The 17,172-nt window shown below is 46.5% G+C and carries 26 protein-coding genes; 2 read left to right on the top strand and 24 right to left on the bottom strand.

Going from position 1 to position 17,172, the window contains the following annotated elements; all coding sequences use genetic code 11:
* Positions 1–343: 343 nt before the first annotated feature.
* Positions 344–565 carry a hypothetical protein gene (locus tag ACFSUF_RS22475; protein WP_377606825.1) on the bottom strand — a complete coding sequence of 74 codons (222 nt, stop codon included), beginning with the start codon at positions 563–565 and terminating at the stop codon, positions 344–346.
* A gap of 115 nt (positions 566–680) precedes the next feature.
* Entirely contained in the window at positions 681–1,292 is a 612-nt protein-coding gene (locus tag ACFSUF_RS22480; protein WP_377606827.1) for a stage II sporulation protein M, read from the bottom strand.
* Positions 1,293–1,377: 85 nt separating this feature from the next.
* Between ACFSUF_RS22480 and pdaB the strand changes: the two genes are divergently transcribed.
* The gene (pdaB, locus tag ACFSUF_RS22485; protein WP_377606829.1) at positions 1,378–2,145 is read left to right on the top strand and encodes a polysaccharide deacetylase family sporulation protein PdaB; all 768 of its coding nucleotides are present in this window, start codon (positions 1,378–1,380) and stop codon (positions 2,143–2,145) included.
* Positions 2,146–2,169: 24 nt separating this feature from the next.
* Here the strand turns inward: pdaB and ACFSUF_RS22490 are convergent, their stop codons facing one another.
* Positions 2,170–2,760 (bottom strand): KinB-signaling pathway activation protein, encoded by a 591-nt coding sequence (locus ACFSUF_RS22490; protein ID WP_377606831.1) that lies wholly within the window; start codon positions 2,758–2,760, stop codon positions 2,170–2,172.
* Between the two features lie 135 nt (positions 2,761–2,895).
* Here ACFSUF_RS22490 and gerD point away from each other — a divergent pair, with 135 nt between their 5' ends.
* Positions 2,896–3,597, top strand: a complete 702-nt coding sequence (gerD, locus tag ACFSUF_RS22495; RefSeq protein WP_377606833.1) for a spore germination lipoprotein GerD — start codon at positions 2,896–2,898, stop codon at positions 3,595–3,597.
* A 60-nt stretch (positions 3,598–3,657) separates the two neighbouring features.
* On the opposite strand, the gene ACFSUF_RS22500 is transcribed toward gerD, so the two are convergent.
* From ACFSUF_RS22500 to rplR, 21 genes are all read right to left on the bottom strand, one after another.
* Positions 3,658–4,737 carry an Mrp/NBP35 family ATP-binding protein gene (locus ACFSUF_RS22500; protein WP_377606835.1) on the bottom strand — a complete coding sequence of 360 codons (1,080 nt, stop codon included), beginning with the start codon at positions 4,735–4,737 and terminating at the stop codon, positions 3,658–3,660.
* Positions 4,738–4,789: 52 nt separating this feature from the next.
* Complete coding sequence (cwlD, locus tag ACFSUF_RS22505; protein WP_377606837.1) at positions 4,790–5,545, bottom strand: N-acetylmuramoyl-L-alanine amidase CwlD; 756 nt, start codon at positions 5,543–5,545, stop codon at positions 4,790–4,792.
* 78 nt (positions 5,546–5,623) lie between these two features.
* A complete protein-coding gene (gene sat / locus ACFSUF_RS22510; protein ID WP_377606839.1) occupies positions 5,624–6,805 on the bottom strand; it encodes a sulfate adenylyltransferase in 1,182 nt (393 codons plus the stop codon).
* A 44-nt stretch (positions 6,806–6,849) separates the two neighbouring features.
* Positions 6,850–7,542, bottom strand: coding sequence for a phosphoadenylyl-sulfate reductase (locus ACFSUF_RS22515; protein ID WP_377606841.1), 693 nt, complete (start codon positions 7,540–7,542; stop codon positions 6,850–6,852).
* A 220-nt stretch (positions 7,543–7,762) separates the two neighbouring features.
* Positions 7,763–8,155 (bottom strand): 30S ribosomal protein S9, encoded by a 393-nt coding sequence (gene rpsI, locus ACFSUF_RS22520; RefSeq protein WP_377606843.1) that lies wholly within the window; start codon positions 8,153–8,155, stop codon positions 7,763–7,765.
* A gap of 19 nt (positions 8,156–8,174) precedes the next feature.
* Positions 8,175–8,612 carry a 50S ribosomal protein L13 gene (gene rplM, locus ACFSUF_RS22525; protein ID WP_377606845.1) on the bottom strand — a complete coding sequence of 146 codons (438 nt, stop codon included), beginning with the start codon at positions 8,610–8,612 and terminating at the stop codon, positions 8,175–8,177.
* Between the two features lie 212 nt (positions 8,613–8,824).
* The gene (gene truA / locus ACFSUF_RS22530) at positions 8,825–9,601 is read right to left on the bottom strand and encodes a tRNA pseudouridine(38-40) synthase TruA (RefSeq protein WP_377606847.1); all 777 of its coding nucleotides are present in this window, start codon (positions 9,599–9,601) and stop codon (positions 8,825–8,827) included.
* A gap of 85 nt (positions 9,602–9,686) precedes the next feature.
* Positions 9,687–10,052, bottom strand: coding sequence for a 50S ribosomal protein L17 (gene rplQ / locus ACFSUF_RS22535; protein WP_377606849.1), 366 nt, complete (start codon positions 10,050–10,052; stop codon positions 9,687–9,689).
* 55 nt (positions 10,053–10,107) lie between these two features.
* Positions 10,108–11,052, bottom strand: coding sequence for a DNA-directed RNA polymerase subunit alpha (locus tag ACFSUF_RS22540; protein WP_377606851.1), 945 nt, complete (start codon positions 11,050–11,052; stop codon positions 10,108–10,110).
* 125 nt (positions 11,053–11,177) lie between these two features.
* Positions 11,178–11,576: a 30S ribosomal protein S11 gene (rpsK, locus tag ACFSUF_RS22545; protein ID WP_377606853.1), complete on the bottom strand. Its 399-nt coding sequence runs from the start codon at positions 11,574–11,576 to the stop codon at positions 11,178–11,180.
* A 19-nt stretch (positions 11,577–11,595) separates the two neighbouring features.
* The gene (gene rpsM / locus ACFSUF_RS22550) at positions 11,596–11,964 is read right to left on the bottom strand and encodes a 30S ribosomal protein S13 (protein WP_377606855.1); all 369 of its coding nucleotides are present in this window, start codon (positions 11,962–11,964) and stop codon (positions 11,596–11,598) included.
* An 18-nt stretch (positions 11,965–11,982) separates the two neighbouring features.
* On the bottom strand, positions 11,983–12,096 hold the full coding sequence (rpmJ, locus tag ACFSUF_RS22555) for a 50S ribosomal protein L36 (protein WP_003333770.1): 114 nt from the start codon (positions 12,094–12,096) through the stop codon (positions 11,983–11,985).
* Positions 12,097–12,191: 95 nt separating this feature from the next.
* Positions 12,192–12,407: a translation initiation factor IF-1 gene (gene infA, locus ACFSUF_RS22560; protein WP_377606857.1), complete on the bottom strand. Its 216-nt coding sequence runs from the start codon at positions 12,405–12,407 to the stop codon at positions 12,192–12,194.
* A gap of 19 nt (positions 12,408–12,426) precedes the next feature.
* Positions 12,427–12,720: a hypothetical protein gene (locus ACFSUF_RS22565; RefSeq protein WP_377606859.1), complete on the bottom strand. Its 294-nt coding sequence runs from the start codon at positions 12,718–12,720 to the stop codon at positions 12,427–12,429.
* Positions 12,721–12,730: 10 nt separating this feature from the next.
* A complete protein-coding gene (gene map / locus ACFSUF_RS22570) occupies positions 12,731–13,483 on the bottom strand; it encodes a type I methionyl aminopeptidase (protein WP_377606861.1) in 753 nt (250 codons plus the stop codon).
* Positions 13,483–14,133, bottom strand: coding sequence for an adenylate kinase (locus tag ACFSUF_RS22575; RefSeq protein ID WP_377606863.1), 651 nt, complete (start codon positions 14,131–14,133; stop codon positions 13,483–13,485). The genes map and ACFSUF_RS22575 overlap by 1 nt, the downstream gene beginning before the upstream one ends.
* A gap of 167 nt (positions 14,134–14,300) precedes the next feature.
* The gene (gene secY, locus ACFSUF_RS22580; RefSeq protein ID WP_377606865.1) at positions 14,301–15,599 is read right to left on the bottom strand and encodes a preprotein translocase subunit SecY; all 1,299 of its coding nucleotides are present in this window, start codon (positions 15,597–15,599) and stop codon (positions 14,301–14,303) included.
* Positions 15,599–16,039, bottom strand: a complete 441-nt coding sequence (gene rplO / locus ACFSUF_RS22585; RefSeq protein WP_377606867.1) for a 50S ribosomal protein L15 — start codon at positions 16,037–16,039, stop codon at positions 15,599–15,601. Before rplO ends, secY begins: the two co-directional genes overlap by 1 nt.
* A 40-nt stretch (positions 16,040–16,079) precedes the next feature.
* Complete coding sequence (gene rpmD, locus ACFSUF_RS22590; protein WP_377606869.1) at positions 16,080–16,268, bottom strand: 50S ribosomal protein L30; 189 nt, start codon at positions 16,266–16,268, stop codon at positions 16,080–16,082.
* An 11-nt stretch (positions 16,269–16,279) separates the two neighbouring features.
* Positions 16,280–16,777 carry a 30S ribosomal protein S5 gene (rpsE, locus tag ACFSUF_RS22595; protein ID WP_377606871.1) on the bottom strand — a complete coding sequence of 166 codons (498 nt, stop codon included), beginning with the start codon at positions 16,775–16,777 and terminating at the stop codon, positions 16,280–16,282.
* A 24-nt stretch (positions 16,778–16,801) separates the two neighbouring features.
* Positions 16,802–17,167, bottom strand: a complete 366-nt coding sequence (rplR, locus tag ACFSUF_RS22600; RefSeq protein ID WP_377606873.1) for a 50S ribosomal protein L18 — start codon at positions 17,165–17,167, stop codon at positions 16,802–16,804.
* Positions 17,168–17,172 lie beyond the last annotated feature (5 nt).

The raw sequence follows: 17,172 nt of genomic DNA on the forward strand, positions 1-17,172 counted from the left end.
CACGCCGCCAGCGTTCGTCCTGAGCCAGGATCAAACTCTCCATAAAAGTTCGTTTGACTTGCTCAATCTTAATGCTGACTTATTTATTAAAGTCACTGTCATGTGACTGCTTATTCGCTCGATGTTCAGTTTTCAAAGATCAAACCATCTTACTCTTTCGTCATCCGCTCGTTTTCAGCGGCGACTTGAATAATATATCACAGGTGCCTAGTAGTTTGCAAGCTTTTTTTGAAAAATAATTTTTCATTTATAAATACTTGCTGTCTATTTTGGCCTTCGCCCTTTTTGGGGGCGAAGAGTAATTTATCATAAAAAGCCGAATCGTGTCAATAACCAGTTTCTCTCAACGGTAATTCCGTTTATTCCGTGCATATCTCGACAGTTCCTTAGGAGAAGCAAACCGGGCATACATCCGAAAAATCACTTTATACCTGTTCTCAATAGCCAGACGAATTTCACCGTCGATCCTCGTATCATTTAAATCGAGCAGCATTTCATCTAATTCTTTACGCAATACATAATCCAATTCCTTGCACTCTTTGTCATTGAACAGTATTCCAAGCATGACGGCAAAAGCCTCCCTGATATCATTAAATGCTGCGTATCGGGCTGAAGAAAACAACCGTTTTACTGTTATGCACAACATTTGGAAAATTTATGATGTCAGGTTATAAATTTTTTTAGCGTCCCAGCAGCCAGAACGTAATCGTACTTTCGATGAACGCAGCTATTAACAGGAGAAGTGTAAACCATTTTGCCAGAGCTAACACATCTCTCATATATTCTCTCAAAATTCGGCTTCCTCCCGCTTCCGCACGTATGAAGTTGAATGTTCTCGCCCACATCATCGCCCCCAGCCGGATACCGAAACTGCCCGCGACTATGATCACAGGGAGTTCAATGATTCCGTGCGGAAGAATTCCTTTGAAAACCAGCGCAATCACATCGGCTCCCTGGTCAGCTGCATGCTGTATTACATACCCGAGTATTACCCCGTTTATAAATAGAAACAGAACCGGAATCACGCCGAACAACAAGCCCAAGTACATCATCAATATCGACTTAATAGTGTTATTTAGAAAGATGACGGCAAACAGCACGAATCTTGCATATGGTCCGCTCTCGATTTGTCTTGCTAATTCCCCTATTCCTTGCATTTGATCTTCTCCATAGCTGCTAAATATACCGGAAAATCCGCCAAGTGCTGCCCCGGCTAAAAACAAGAGGGTTCCGAATGCGATATATACTGAATTTTCTTTGCATAAGTCCCAGCTTTTTTGCAGGCTTGTCATAAAAATCACCTCTTTGTATGAATATCTGATTAGTACGAGCATACATTGTACTAGTTTCCATTTTGAACGGAAGGAGGAGGACCTAATGAATTTCTTTTATGTACTTAATGGCCGCCGGATCAAGCGTTACTTCTTTATGTTTATTGCGGCACTGTTCTCCATCGGCGTAGTTTACACGGAGAGGGATAACATTACGGTGTTCTCCCAAAGTGAGCCGGCAGCAGTGTACAGCATCCCAACGAATAAAAAAGTAATTGCGTTGACATTTGACATCAGTTGGGGAGAAAAAAGAGCGGAACCGATCATCGACTTGCTGAAGGAAAAAGGGGTCAACGCTACCTTCTTCTTATCTTCGGTATGGAGCAAGGAGCATCCGGAGACAGTCAAAAAAATTGTCGATGCCGGTTTTGAAATTGGCAGTCACGGGCACAAGCATGATTTTTACAGCAAGTTCAGCGATGAAGAAATTAAGAAACAGATACAGACGGCACATACTATCTTAACCGAAACTACGGGAAAAGCCCCAACATTGATCCGGATGCCAAACGGTGATTTCGACAAAAGAGTGCTTCGTATTGCCAAAGAGCTCAACTATACGGTGATTCAATGGGATACGGACTCGCTTGACTGGCAAAACGGGGGAACCAGCAATATTGTGAACCGGGTAACGGCCAAGGCCCATCCGGGAGATATCGTACTCATGCACGCCAGCGACTCCAGCAAGCAAACGCTGGAAGCACTCCCGGCCATTATTGACCATCTTCGTGCCAAAGGATACGAGCTTGTTACCGTATCGAGTCTACTGAGCCAGACTGAAGTTGGACAAAGCCAGGTACAGGATAAAGTGAAATAAATATAAAAAAGAGCTAAAGAAAACTTAGCTCTTTTTGTCTTTTAATATGGAGTGCAGCTTAAGAATCTGCCATGCATTACAGCAAAATACCGGTACCGTAATGAACAAGGTAGTCGCGTAATTATTCTGTTGAAGACCGGGAATGGATACCAGCACCGTCCCTGCAGCCATCCATAACAGCGTCGGAACGAATGCTGCGCTATTGGTCATTCGGACTTTCCACAGTGCCACTAGAACGGCTCCTGCTCCTAATACGACCGGCAGAACAAAGAATGACACCAGCGGGGCATTGTCCTCTGCGTAGATATACCGCAAATAACCTAACTCGAAGAGGGTAATAATAATGATTCCCAGCTGAACCAGATTCCAGTAAGACCGAAACATCCCTTTGCCAATATAGTTTAGCGTGAGATAAGCGAAAAAACCCATCTGACTGATCGCGCTAAACATTAATCCGCCGAGCAGCATGGTTAGAACATTAAATCCAACTTCGCTTACTTCCAAAAAACCGAACTCCTGGTCGGTAAGCTGCAGAAATAAGCCTGTCGCTACACCGCTGACCGCTCCAACAGCTAACGTTGTCCAAAATAAATAAAACCACTTCTTTAAATTCAAGGAACGACCCACCTCCACATAATAGAACATTGTACCAACGATCTTCCTAAAATGCCATCGGTTTCATAAACATAATCCTTCCTTCCCCACATCATACTATAAGTACATCACCTAACCGAAGGGAGCCTCCCACTCATGCGGAAACTGTTCACTGTAGCCCTTTCCGGCCTGTTACTCCTAGCTGCAGGCTGCAGCTCAGGGGGGTCGCAGCAAAGCGGAGAAAGCCAGATCAGTTATAAAGAAGTGAAGGACATGGTTGTCGATATCCTGAAAACCGAAGACGGCAAAAAAGCCATTGAGGAAGCTCAATCCGGCTCAACCGGGTCCGGGATGCATATGCAAATGCTGACCGGTACCGATAACGCACAAATTCAACTGGCGGTTAAAGATGTCCTAACCTCTCCCCAGTATGAATTGAAAATCGAAGAATTGATGAAAGACCCTAAATTTGCCGGTGATTTCGCCAAAACTGTAATGAAAGGCAATAAACAGCTTCATAAAGAACTTATTAAGGATCCGCAATACCAAAAGTCGCTTATTGATGTAATGAAAGATCCGGAAGTCGAGAAAATGATGCTGGACTTAATGAAAGGTACACAGTATAGAAAGCAGGCAGCAGCCATTATGCAGGAAACGATGCAAAGCCCGCTATTCAAAATGCAGGTTATGGAAATGTTGGACAAGGTCGTATCCGAACAGCTTAAACCTGAAGCCGAGAAGAAGAAGAAGCAAGGCGGCGGCGGTGGCGGCGGTGGAGACGGCGGTGGCGGTGGCGGCGGCGGTGGCGGCGGTGGAGACGGCGGTGGCGGTGGCGGCGGCGGTGGCGGCGGCAGCTAATTGATTTACCCAAATATAAAAGGACCGGTCTATTGACCGGTCCTTTTATTAATATTCAACCTATTGCTCCCTGCTTAGAACCCGTTTGGCCAGTTCATCATACAGAAGCCCGGTTTTCGTATCCGATTTGTATACTGAAGGCGCAAAGTCCGGCTCAGAAATATGATTATCTGGTGCACCCAGGGGAATTTGCGCAAGAAGTTCCGTATGGAGCGATTCTGCAAGCTTGCCCCCGCCTCCGCGTCCGAACACGTAATCTTTAGTTCCGCAGGCAGAGCATTCATAGTAAGACATATTTTCTACTACACCCAAAATTTCATGTTCCGTCCTAATTGCCATGGCTCCGGCGCGTGCAGCAACAAAAGCGGCTGTTGCGTGAGGGGTGGTAACAATAATTTCTTTACTATGAGGGATCATGGAGTGAACATCAAGCGCGATATCGCCCGTTCCTGGGGGTAAATCAAGCAGGACATATTCCACATCTCCCCATTCAACCTCAGCGAAGAAATTTCGAAGCATTTTACCCAGCATAGGACCCCGCCAAATAATCGGCGCATTATCTTCAACGAAAAAGCCCATGGATATAACTTTAACACCGAAACGTTCAACCGGCACTATGCGTTCCCCTTCCAATGATGGGCGCGTTTCGATTCCCATCATATCGGGCACACTAAAACCGTAAATATCCGCATCAATAATTCCGACTTTCTTCCCTTGCCGTGCTAATGCCACTGCCAGGTTCACGGTAACGGTGGATTTACCGACACCGCCTTTACCGCTCGCAACAGCTATAAATTTCACTCCGGAATCAGGGTCGAGAATTGAATTGTTAGGTTTTCCTTGGGCTTTAACTGCTGCTGCATCCTCCAGCTGTTTGGAGATTTCGGCACGTTCGTAATCTGAAACGGGCCTGAATCGGATATGTACTTCGTTGGTTCCCAACGCTTTTAGAGCAGACTCAATGTCTTTCTTCAGCTCCGCTTTCCGCGGTTCCGAGTCTAATGTCAGCAATACGGTTAATGACACTTTGTCCTCTTTAACTAAAATATCGCGGATCAAATTCAGCTCAATCATATTTCTACGGTACACAGGGTCTTCTATATGTTTCAGGGATTCCCAAATTTGTTCTTTTACGATCATGTCGCACCTCTAGTCTGGTTTTCTTATACCTGTATACAGTATAACATAAAAACTAGAGGGCCACTTTTTCGCCGGAGTAATACCTTAGGATGCCGGTATATATAGAGGCTGCCACCTTTTTCTGGTATTTCTCGTCTGCTAGAAGCTGCGCCTCCTCCGGATTGGATAGAAACCCAACCTCAACCAGTGCTGAAGGGATATCCATCGCTTTCATGAGGTACACTGCATTGGGCATCTGCTTCACTAGGCGGTTTGTGTTCTCCAGATTTCTCTTAAGCTCGTCTTGAATTAAAGCCGCCAACAGCTGGTTATCCTGGTGTTTGGGGTAATAAAAGCTTTGTGCCCCTGACCATTTCGGTGAGGGAATCGCATTCATATGGATGCTTATCAATAGGTCCGATCGGTTATTACGGATAAATTCTACCCGTTTCAAAAGATCCTCTGATTTACGTTTGGAGTAACCTTTGGTTTCTTGTGAAGCAAGATCTTTGTCTTCCTCTCTTGTCATCACTACGACAGCACCTGCTTGCTGAAGAAAATCTCTAAGCTGTAAGGCTATAGCGAGGTTGATCTCTTTCTCAATGACACCCTGTTTGCTCACCGCCCCGCCGTCCGGCCCCCCATGCCCCGCGTCTAATGCAATCACCTTTCCTGAAAGCGGCAGTGTCCAGTATGTCCATGTTTTGGTGGAAGGTATGTTATAGCTTAAAACGAGCAGGACTGCAAAAGCCAGTACAGCAAAAACGGCCATTTTCGACAGGCTTTTCCGATTCAACAAAATAACGACGCTTCGACGTTTCCGGTGCATGAAAAAATCCACCCCATCCCCAATGATCTTTATCATCATATGGAACGAGGTGGACAATTATGACAGGCTATAACTTACTTAGCTTATGGCGGTGGTAGACAGTTGTTCGTTCATGCCTTCAATCAGCACCTGTGCCACTTCCGCACGCGTAAATTCCGCTGGAGGACATTGACCGTCTCGCAATAGCGCCCTGACTTTTGTTCCAGACAGGTGAAGATGATCCGAAGAGTCATGCGGGCAAGTTTTACTCGATGCCATATTGCCGCATTTAGTACAGAAGAAGCTATGCTCAAAGAAGAGCGGTGTAATGCCCAGCTCTTCAGCCGTGAAATTACTGAAGATCTCCTGTGCTTCGTACGTACCGTAATAATCGCCAACACCCGCATGATCGCGCCCTACGATGAAATGCGTGCAACCGTAATTTTTGCGTACCATCGCATGGAATATGGCCTCCCTCGGTCCGGCATAACGCATTGCCGCAGGGAACACACCGAGAAATACACGGTCTTGCGGATAGTAATTTTCAAGCAACACTAAATAACTGCGCATCCTTACGTCTGCGGAAATGTCATCCGACTTTGTTTCCCCAACGAGCGGGTTAAGGAATAAGCCGTCTACGATTTCCATTGCGCTTTTTTGAATATATTCATGTGCACGATGCACCGGGTTACGGGTTTGGAAACCTACAACGGTCCGCCACCCTTTTTCCGCGAATATTTCCCTAGTACGTTTAGGATCGAAGTAAAATTCCTCGAATTTGGCAGGTTTCGGACGGTTCAGAACAATAATGCTACCTCCGATATAATTGGAAGGCCTCGCTAAGAGCTTCTGTACGCCAGGATGAGCGTTATCATCTGTCTTGTACACTTTTAAAGCTTCATAGGACTGATCGACGTTATAGATGCTTTCTACGTTTAGAATGGCATAGGCGATCCCATCCTCTTCTCCTTGCAGCACCACTTGGTCTCCGTCACCAATATCAGAGGCTTTCGCTTCATCAACAGCAAGTGTGATTGGGATACTCCACACCGTCCCGTCAGCTAGACGCATGTTATCTACAACGGACCGGTAATCCGCTTCGTTCAAAAATCCGGTCAGTGGAGAGAATGCCCCCACACCGATAAGATCAAGATCAGATATAGTCCATTTGTTCACTTCGATAGTTTTCAGTGATGGAGCCAGCGCGAGCAGGCGCTCACGTTCGGATCCTTCCGCAATACGGTTTACGAGGGTGCCCCCGTGAGGTTTCATGGCAGTCATTGTGTTTCCCCTTCCGTTATCGGTTCGGATTTAAACTATTTGGATTACTTGTGAAGACCGCATTCAGTCTTATCATTACCTGACCAACGGCCTGCGCGAGGATCTTCGCCCGGCATTACTTGGCGTGTACAATAATGGCAGCCGATACTAGGGTAGTTATTGTCATGCAGCGCATTGTAGATCACATTGTTTTCGCGGATGTATTGCCACACATCTTCTGATGTCCAGCTAGCAATCGGGTTGAATTTTACCAAACCGAATTTATAGTCATATTCGACTTTCTTTGCGTTCGCCCTTGTTGGGGCCTGATCGCGGCGGATACCTGTAATCCATGCATCATATTTCCCCAAAATTCTCGTTAAAGGCTCTACCTTACGGATATTACAGCACTCGTTAGGACTTGATTTCCAAAGTTCATCCCCATGCTTGGCAGCTTGCTCTTCAGGAGTGAGTAAAGGAGCTACCCGCACAAAATCAAGGCCATAGTGCGCAGCTAGCTTATCCCGGGCTTCGTATGTCTCTGTGAAGTGAAAATCTGTATCAAGATAGAAAATATCGGTTTTCGGACTGATTTTCTGAAGCATATCTACCAGAACAACATCTTCCGCACCGAAGCTGCAGGCAAACGTAATGTTCGGGAATTGCTCAACAGCCCAACGAATAATCGCTTCAGGCGATTCATTCTCAAAACGCTCAGCTGCTTCTTGGACCAATGCTTCTTTCTCTAACAGGTTCATTAATCATTCAACCTCCGTATAATTCCTAGTAAGCTTATAAGATTTAATTTAATTATAATTTATCAATGGGTAAAGTCAATGCATCCAGCACAAAATTAATCTACGTTGTAATGTTATTCGCCCAACGCCCGAGAGGTGCAGCTTACCCGCTGACTGCAGGCTCTTATGTACAAAAAAAGAACCCTTTCCACATGTGATAGAAAGGGTTCTTTGCTGTGTATTAACGTTTGGAGAACTGAGGAGCGCGACGAGCAGCTTTCAAGCCGTACTTCTTACGCTCTTTCATACGAGGGTCACGAGTCAGGAATCCGGCTTTCTTCAGGGAAGGACGGAATTCAGGATCCGCTTTAAGCAATGCACGGGAGATACCGTGACGGATTGCGCCGGCTTGACCAGACATTCCGCCGCCGTGTGCAGTTACCAGAACATCGTATTTACCAACTGTTTCAGTAAGAGCCAATGGCTGCTTAACGATCAGTTTCAGTGTTTCCAGACCGAAATATTCATTCAAATCACGTTTGTTGACCAAGATGCGTCCTTCACCCGGAACTAAGCGTACGCGCGCTACCGAATGTTTACGACGACCTGTGCCATAGTATTGTACTTGTGCCACGAGACAGACCTCCTTTTAATTAGCCGCGAAGTTCGTACACTTCAGGGTTTTGGGCTTGGTGCGGATGTTCAGGACCAGCATATACTTTCAGCTTCAGCTTCATTTTGTCGCCTAGACGGTTCTTAGGAAGCATGCCGTGAATAGCGGATTCCAGAACGCGCTCAGGTTTCGATTTCAGCAGTTCGCCAGCGGAAGTAACTTTCAGACCGCCTGGGTACATGGAGTGACGGTAGTACTTCTTGTCCGTCAGTTTCTTACCTGTAAGCTCGATCTTCTCAGCATTGATGATCACTACGAAATCGCCAGTGTCAACGTGAGGGGTAAATTGTGGTTTGTGTTTGCCGCGAATGATACTTGCCGCTTCACTAGCTAGACGTCCAAGCGTCTTGCCGGCAGCGTCGATAACGTACCATTTGCGCTCAACTTCGTTTGGCTTCGCCATAAATGTTGTACGCATGTTTGAATCCTCCTCAAAATAGTTGTTTCGTCCGATTTATTTCATTAGATTTAATGGTCTTGGTTGGGTATTGCCTAAGATAATCTTGTTACGGTTTGGCCTATTCTTGGTCGGGGCTGTGGGATAGCCATCAAGAAACGCCAAGATATATCTTACTATATATCCAAGGAAGAAGCAAGCGTTTATACCTAATCTTTTCTCCAGTTCCAAGGCTAAGAGAGATCTTCATAGAACACTTCCCAGAGCATCAGTCCTTGAGCAACTGCGGTAGGGCCCGCAAGGGCCCGATCCTTCCCTACCAGGATCCGCTGCATATCTTCACTCCGCCATTTCCCTTGTCCAATTCGGAGCATCGTCCCTACAATAATCCGCACCATATTGTGCAGAAATCCGTTACCGGTAATGTAAAGCTTCAATACTCCTAACTGATCGCTCAAATAAGAGGTTTGATCCACCTCATGAACCAGTCTTGCTTCATAGATGGTGCGCACATGCGATTCTTTCGTCGATTTCTTGGAAGCAAACGAAGTAAAGTCATGCTCTCCGATTAAATAAGTCAGCGACTTCTGCATTTCTTCCACATTCAATTTCGTCGGGTGATGAAATTGGAGATGCTGGTGAAACACATCCGGATAGCGGTTCGCATTAATCGTATAGCAATATGTCTTCTTCTTAGCCGAACGCCTGGAGTGAAACTCCAAGGAAACTTCCTGAGCTTTCAAAACGACGATATCACCGGGCAACCTATTATTGAGCGCAAGGCACCACCTTTGTATAGGGATTGCTGACTCAGTGTAAAAGTTAAACACTTGACCGCGGGCATGTACGCCCGCATCCGTCCGCCCGGAGGCGGTAATTTTCACCTTTTCACCGGTTAACTTAAATATAGCTTCCTCCAGTTTATCCTGAACGGTATTCCCGTCAGGCTGTGTCTGAAAGCCATAGTAGGCTGTTCCGTCGTAACTAACCACCATACAAAGGTTTCTCATTGCGGCCCCTTACCCATTATTTTTCAACAAAAAAAGGGCTTCATCAGAATCCGAAGATTCTGTCCACCCTTTCCCCTAGAATTACTTAAGCACGGTCTACGAGTTCCAGATAAACCATAGGAGCTGCATCCCCGCGGCGAGGTCCTAGCTTAAGGATACGAGTGTATCCGCCTGGACGCTCAGAGTATCGAGGAGCTAGTTCAGAGAACAGCTTCTGGATTGCATCCTGCTCACCGTTTACTTGCTCACGACGGACGTATGCTGCCACTTGACGGCGAGCATGCAGATCCCCGCGTTTTGCAAGAGTGATCAGTTTTTCAGCGATAGGACGAAGTTCTTTCGCCTTAGCCTCAGTTGTTTGGATGCGTTCATGTATAAATAAGTCAGTAACCAAGTCACGGAAAAGAGCTTTACGTGCGCTTGCGTCACGACCCAACTTTTGGTATGCCATGTTGTGTTTCCCCTCCTTCGTAAAGTACTGCAGTATCTACTGTAGCTTGAGTCGATTAGTCTTCCATCCTCAGGCCCAGTCCCAGTTCCTCCAGCTTCTCCTGAACTTCTTCCAAAGACTTGCGGCCCAGGTTGCGGACTTTCATCATGTCTTCTTCCGTTTTCGTGATCAGCTCTTGTACGGTATTGATGCCTGCGCGCTTGAGGCAGTTGTAAGAACGAACGCTTAAGTCCAGTTCCTCAATTGTCATTTCAAGCACTTTTTCTTTCTTGTCCTCTTCCTTTTCGACCATAATCTCAGCATCTTTCGCCTCATCGGTAAGACCGACAAACAGCAGGAGATGCTCCGTGAGAATTTTGGCTCCGAGACTTACAGCTTCTTCAGGACGGATGCTGCCATCTGTCCACACTTCGAGGGTTAGTTTGTCGTAGTTGGTAACTTGACCGACACGAGTGTTCTCGATGCTGTAATTTACGCGGGTGATCGGCGTGTAGATCGAATCCACCGGAATGACTCCGATCAACTGCTCTTCCTTCTTATTCTTGTCAGCTTGGACATAGCCCCGCCCACGGTTTGCGAAGATGCGCATGTGCAATCTTGCATCCGAAGACAGAGTTGCAATATGAAGGTCCGGGTTAAGGATCTCGACATCGCTGTCCGCGCGAATATCGCCGGCTACAACGTTGCCTTCGCCGTCTGCGTCGATTTCGAGCACCTTATCCTCGTCGGAATGAATTTTCAACGATAGCCCTTTGAGGTTTAGAATAATCTCCGTAACATCTTCCATGACGCCCGGAATCGTGGAGAACTCATGAAGCACTCCATCGATCTGCACCGAGGTTACAGCAGCGCCAGGCAAGGAAGAAAGAAGGATACGGCGAAGTGAGTTCCCCAGAGTCGTGCCATATCCGCGCTCCAATGGTTCAATCACAAACCGGCCGTACGTTCCGTCTTCGTTTACTGCTACGGTTTCTATTTTCGGCTTTTCGATTTCTATCATTTCAATAACCCTCCTTCAAAACGTCGACCTTTTTGCAAAACAAATCGGCTAAATCATGTAGTATGCCTATCTCTTTCATCCATTATTCACAAGTTAAAGATATTTATACCACAAGCGTCTAGCAACTAGACACGACGACGTTTTGGCGGGCGGCATCCGTTGTGAGGAATTGGGGTTACGTCTTTGATCAGGTTTACTTCAAGACCAGCTGCTTGAAGAGAACGGATCGCTGCTTCACGACCAGCACCTGGACCTTTTACCATAACCTCTACAGTTTTCAGGCCATGCTCCATTGCTGCTTTAGCTGCTGTTTCTGCTGCCATTTGCGCAGCAAACGGAGTGCTTTTACGGGAACCTTTGAAGCCCATGTTTCCTGCAGAAGCCCAAGAAATTGCGTTACCATGCGGATCAGTGATCGTTACGATCGTGTTGTTGAAAGTAGAACGGATATGTGCTACTCCGGACTCGATATTTTTACGGTCACGACGTTTCGTACGTACTGCTTTGGATTTCGGTTTAGCCATTGTTAGTTATCCCCCCTTCTTATTTCTTCTTGTTTGCTACTGTACGACGAGGGCCTTTACGGGTACGAGCGTTTGTTTTCGTACGTTGACCGCGAACAGGCAGGCTGCGGCGGTGACGAAGGCCACGGTAAGAACCGATTTCGATCAGACGTTTGATGTTAAGGGAAATTTCACGACGAAGGTCGCCTTCCACCTTAACATTCTTGTCGATTTCATCACGCAGTTTGCTCACTTCATCTTCAGTCAGATCGCGAACGCGAGTGTTTCTGTCGATTTCAGTGTTAGCAAGAATGTTCTGGGAAGTCGTTTTACCGATCCCGAAAATGTAAGTAAGCGCAATTTCAACGCGCTTATCACGAGGTAAGTCAACACCAGCTATACGTGCCATCTATATTTGCACCTCCTCTTAACCTTGTTTTTGTTTGTGTTTCGGATTTTCACAGATAACCATTACGTTCCCTTTGCGGCGAATGACTTTGCATTTTTCGCAAATCGGTTTAACTGACGGTCTAACTTTCATTTGAATAACCTCCCAAGAGATTTGCAAAGCAAATCTGACTTCGTAAGCGAGACTGAGCTTTGCTTTAAGCTTCTTCGTAAGCCTTATGAGTTAGCTTACTTGCGGTATGTGATACGTCCTCTAGTCAAATCATACGGCGACAACTGAATTACTACTTTATCACCGGTAAGGATGCGGATAAAATGCATTCTCAGCTTCCCGGATACATGGGCAAGGATTTGATGGCCGTTCTCCAGCTCTACCTTGAACATTGCGTTCGGCAAAGGCTCAAGAACAATACCTTCCACTTCAATTACATCTTCTTTAGCCAATTACAGTTCTCCTCTCGTTTCAAGCATTTGAATCCATCTGTTCTATGAATTTAGCGACGGCAAAACGGAGTTTTCCGTTTGTCACCCGATCGCTTTCACGCAAACTATCAACAACCTCGGAGCTAATCCAGTCCTGCAGCTCAAGATGAAGAAGATTCTTCTTCTTAGGCTGATCGAACTTTCGTTTATCTCCGTCAGCAATGGCAACAAAACGTCCGTCTTCAATTCCGATAATCACGGCGTACTTGCCGGATTCCCGTCCTTTACGAATCTTTACGATCTGTCCAAGCTTAGGAGTGTTCGCTTCGGTCACGATCTATCACCTACGCTTTGGTTTTCGTCAAGATTTCATAACCGTCGGCTGTAATAGCGATCGTATGCTCGAAGTGCGCACACAAGGATCCGTCGACCGTTACTACGGTCCAGTTATCCTGCAGCGTCTTCACATAACGTTCGCCTACATTGACCATAGGCTCAATAGCTAAAACCATTCCTGGCTTCAACCGGGGGCCTCGGTCCGGCATGCCGTAATTCGGAATTTGAGGTTCTTCATGCAAGTCTGCACCAATTCCGTGTCCGACATACTCTCTTACGACGGAAAAGCCTTCTTCTTCAATCACCCGCTGGATCGCATGCGAGATTGTATACAAGCGAACATCAGGCTTTGCAATTTCCAGTCCGGCATATAGAGAACGTTCGGTAACCTCAAGAAGTTTCTTAGCTGTGTCCGAAATGTTCCCGACCGGATAGGTCCAGGCAGAATCGCCATGATAGCCCTGATACTGTGCACCAATATCAATGCTGATGATATCGCCGTCTAGTAGTTCGCGCTGGCCTGGTATGCCATGCACCAATTCATCGTTTACGGATGCGCAAATGCTGCCCGAGAAATCATTGTACCCTTTGAAAGATGGAACTGCGCCCTGACTGCGAATGTACCGTTCAGCGATCTGATCTAATTCTAGAGTCGTAATCCCTGGCTTTATCGATTCACGCATTAGGCGGTGTGTGTCAGCGACAATTCGCCCGGCTTCTCTCATCAAGCTCAACTCATAGTCGGACTTACAAATAATCATTACGCTTGCCCTCTTAAAACGGAGTTGATTTCAGAAGTTACCGCATCAATTTCCTGCTCACCGTTCACTTCACGAAGCAGATGCTTCCTATCGTAGTAGTCAAGCAACGGAGCTGTCTTGTTTATATACTCATCAAGTCTGGTACCAACCTTCTCTTCTGTATCATCGGATCGTTGGTAGAGTTCCCCAGAGCATTTGTCGCAAACATGTTCCCGATGCGGAGGGTTGAAGATTACATGGTAAGTGGCGCCGCATGATTTACAGATGCGTCTGCCCGTCAAACGGGCGAGAAGTAGATCACGGTCAACCTTCAGGTTGATGACATGATCAAGTTTGCGCTCCATGCCGTTTAGGATGTCGTCAAGAGCAGCGGCCTGATCCAAAGTTCTTGGAAAACCGTCAAGTAGGAAGCCTGCGGCGCAATCCGCCTCTTGAAGTCTTTCTTTTACGATTCCTATCGTAATGTCATCCGGGACCAGAAGCCCTTGATCGACGTATTCCTTTGCCTTCAATCCCATTGGCGTTCCCTGCTTCATTGCTGCACGGAAAGCATCTCCGGTAGAGATGTGGGGAATGTTGAACCCGGACACGATTCGTTCGGCTTGTGTTCCCTTACCTGCACCGGGAGGTCCCATGAAAATGATGTTCATCTACGTTTCCTCCCACAAGTTACCTACGCAGCTCACGCTGCGTAAGACAACTTATCTTGTAAGGACTGCTTCGTTTCAAATCGAAATGAATATGGTAAAGAGTGTTACTAACAGCACAATAGGTGCCGACGGATTCTCTGACTAGAAAATCCATCAGAACCTATTCGCTATTTATTAATAAAACCTTTGTAGTGACGCTTAATCAGTTGGCTTTCCACTTGCTTCATCGTTTCCAGGGCAACCCCGATTACGATAAGAATGGATGTACCGCCAATTGCTACCGTATTTGGCAAAGCTGCTACTTTACCGAAGATCGTCGGCAAGATAGAGATCAAAGCCAGGAAGAGCGCACCTGACAGTGTAATTCTTGTCATTACACGAGTCAAGTATGTGGAAGTCATCTTACCAGGACGAATCCCAGGGATGTATCCTCCGTTCTTCTTCATTTGGTCAGCCATTTGTACAGGATTGATCTGTACGAAGGTGTAGAAGAAGGTGAAACCGATAATCAACAGTACATAGAGCACCATACCAAGCGGCTGCGTATAGTATAAGTGCTTGGATATCCACTGTGAAACAGGGGACTGGCTCCAGAACTGAGCGATTGTAATCGGGAATAGTAGTAAAGACGATGCGAAGATAACCGGGATAACGCCGGCCGCATTAACTTTCAGCGGGATGTGAGTGGACTGGCCACCATACATCTTACGTCCGACAACGCGTTTCGCATATTGAACCGGAATCTTACGAACCCCCTGCTGCACGAAAATAACGCCCACGATAATCGCAACAATCAGGAGAAGGATCAGAACCAGAACAACAATGTTGATAAACAATGCGTCACCGGCATCCATGATCTTTGTCTCGTATATTTGACGAATCGCAGTAGGGAAACCTGCTACGATACCGGCAAAGATGATAACGGAAATTCCGTTACCGATTCCGTTTTCGGTAATCTGCTCACCTAACCACATCAAGAATGCCGTACCGGCAGTAAGTACAATGGCAATCACCATATACGTACCGATGGAAGCATCTATAACCATATCGAGATTATACAGACGGTTAAAACCGATAGCCAATCCATAGGCTTGAATCAGACCCAAAACGATTGTACCATATCGGGTGATTTGAGCCAATTTGCGTCGGCCGACTTCCCCTTCTTTAGCCCACTGGGTAAAGCGTGGTACAACGTCCATCGATAAAAGCTGTACGATAATGGATGCAGTAATGTATGGCATAATCCCCATCGCGAAGATGGAGAATTTGGACAAGGCACCGCCGGAGAATGTATTCAGCAAGCCGAATACATTGTTGGATTGATCGAGACTCTTCAATACATCTGTATTAATGTTCGGAACCGGAATGAAAGAACCTATTCTGTAGACGATTAGAATCATCAGCGTGAATAGAATTCTTCTTCTCAGATCCTCCACTTTCCATATGTTCGATATGGTCTTAAACATTAGATCACCTCGGTTTTACCACCGGCAGCTTGGATTTTATCTACCGCAGATTGAGAGAACTTGTTTGCTTTTACTGTAAGCTGAACAGTTACTTCGCCATTACCCAAGATCTTGATTCCGCTCTTAGGGTTTTTCACGATACCGGATTCCATAAGAAGCTCCGGAGTAACTTCAGTACCTGCTGCAAAGCTGTTTAGATCTTCAATGTTCACTACGGCATATTCCTTGCGCGAAATGTTAGTGAATCCGCGCTTAGGCAAACGACGGTATAGTGGGTTTTGTCCGCCTTCGAATCCTGGACGAACGCCGCCACCGGAACGAGCGTTTTGACCTTTGTGACCGCGAGCTGCAGTTTTACCTGTACCGCTACCGATACCACGACCAATACGCTTGCGCGGTTGGCGGGAACCAGGAGCAGGTTGTAGTTCGTGTAACTTCATCGTTGCACCTCCTCTAAGTTTTGTGCTCCGCTAAAGGATATTAGCCTTCAATTTCAGTAACTTTTACAAGGTGAGTTACTTGATTAACCATACCTCTGATAGCCGGGTTGTCGTTTTGAATCACAGTTTGATTCAGCTTGCGCAGACCAAGAGTGTTCACGGTAGCGCGTTGATTTTCCGGACGGCCGATCAGACTGCGAACGAGGGTAATTTGTAATTGCTTGGCCATTGTTTCCCCTCCTAACCTAATAGCTCTTGCACTGTTTTGCCGCGAAGTTTTGCAACTTCTTCAGCTTTTTTCAGGCGGGATAAGCCTTCCAGTGTCGCGTTCACCATGTTCATGGAGTTCGAAGAGCCTAGAGATTTTGTAAGAATATCGCCTACACCTGCAAGCTCAAGAACCGCACGAACCGGTCCCCCAGCGATTACTCCTGTACCTTGGGATGCCGGTTTCAATAATACTCTACCAGCTCCGAAACGTCCAGTCACAAGATGTGGGATTGTAGTGCCTACGAGAGGAACGTGAATCAGGTTCTTCTTCGCATCTTCAATACCTTTACGGATTGCGTCTGGTACCTCGGATGCTTTACCGATACCAGCGCCTACCCAACCGTTGCCGTCGCCCACTACTACAAGTGCGCTAAAGCTGAAACGGCGTCCGCCTTTAACTACTTTAGCTACGCGGTTAATGTTAACAACTTTTTCAGTCAGTTCTAAAGTATTCGGATCTACACGCAAGTCGCTTACCTCCTTATTGATTGATTAGAATTCAAGACCTGCTTCGCGAGCAGCGTCTGCCAATGCTTGAACACGTCCATGGTACAGATATCCGCCGCGGTCGAAAACAACGCGGTCCAATCCAGCTTCTTTCGCACGTTTTGCGATCAGAGCGCCGACTTGGCGAGCTGCTTCAACGTTTCCTCCGTTGGCTACATCTTTAAGCTCTTTATCTTGAGTCGATGCAGAGACGAGTGTCACGCCTTTGATGTCATCGATGATTTGAGCGTACATGTGCTTGGAAGAACGGTAGATATTCAGTCTTGGGCGCTCAGTAGTGCCCTGGATTTTCTTACGAACACGCAGGTGTCTTTTCAGACGGGCTTTGTTCTTATCAGCTTTAGTAATCATCCTGA

It is taken from the genome of Paenibacillus gansuensis (genome assembly GCF_042684925.1).
Lineage (GTDB): Bacteria > Bacillota > Bacilli > Paenibacillales > DY6 > Paenibacillus_N > Paenibacillus_N gansuensis.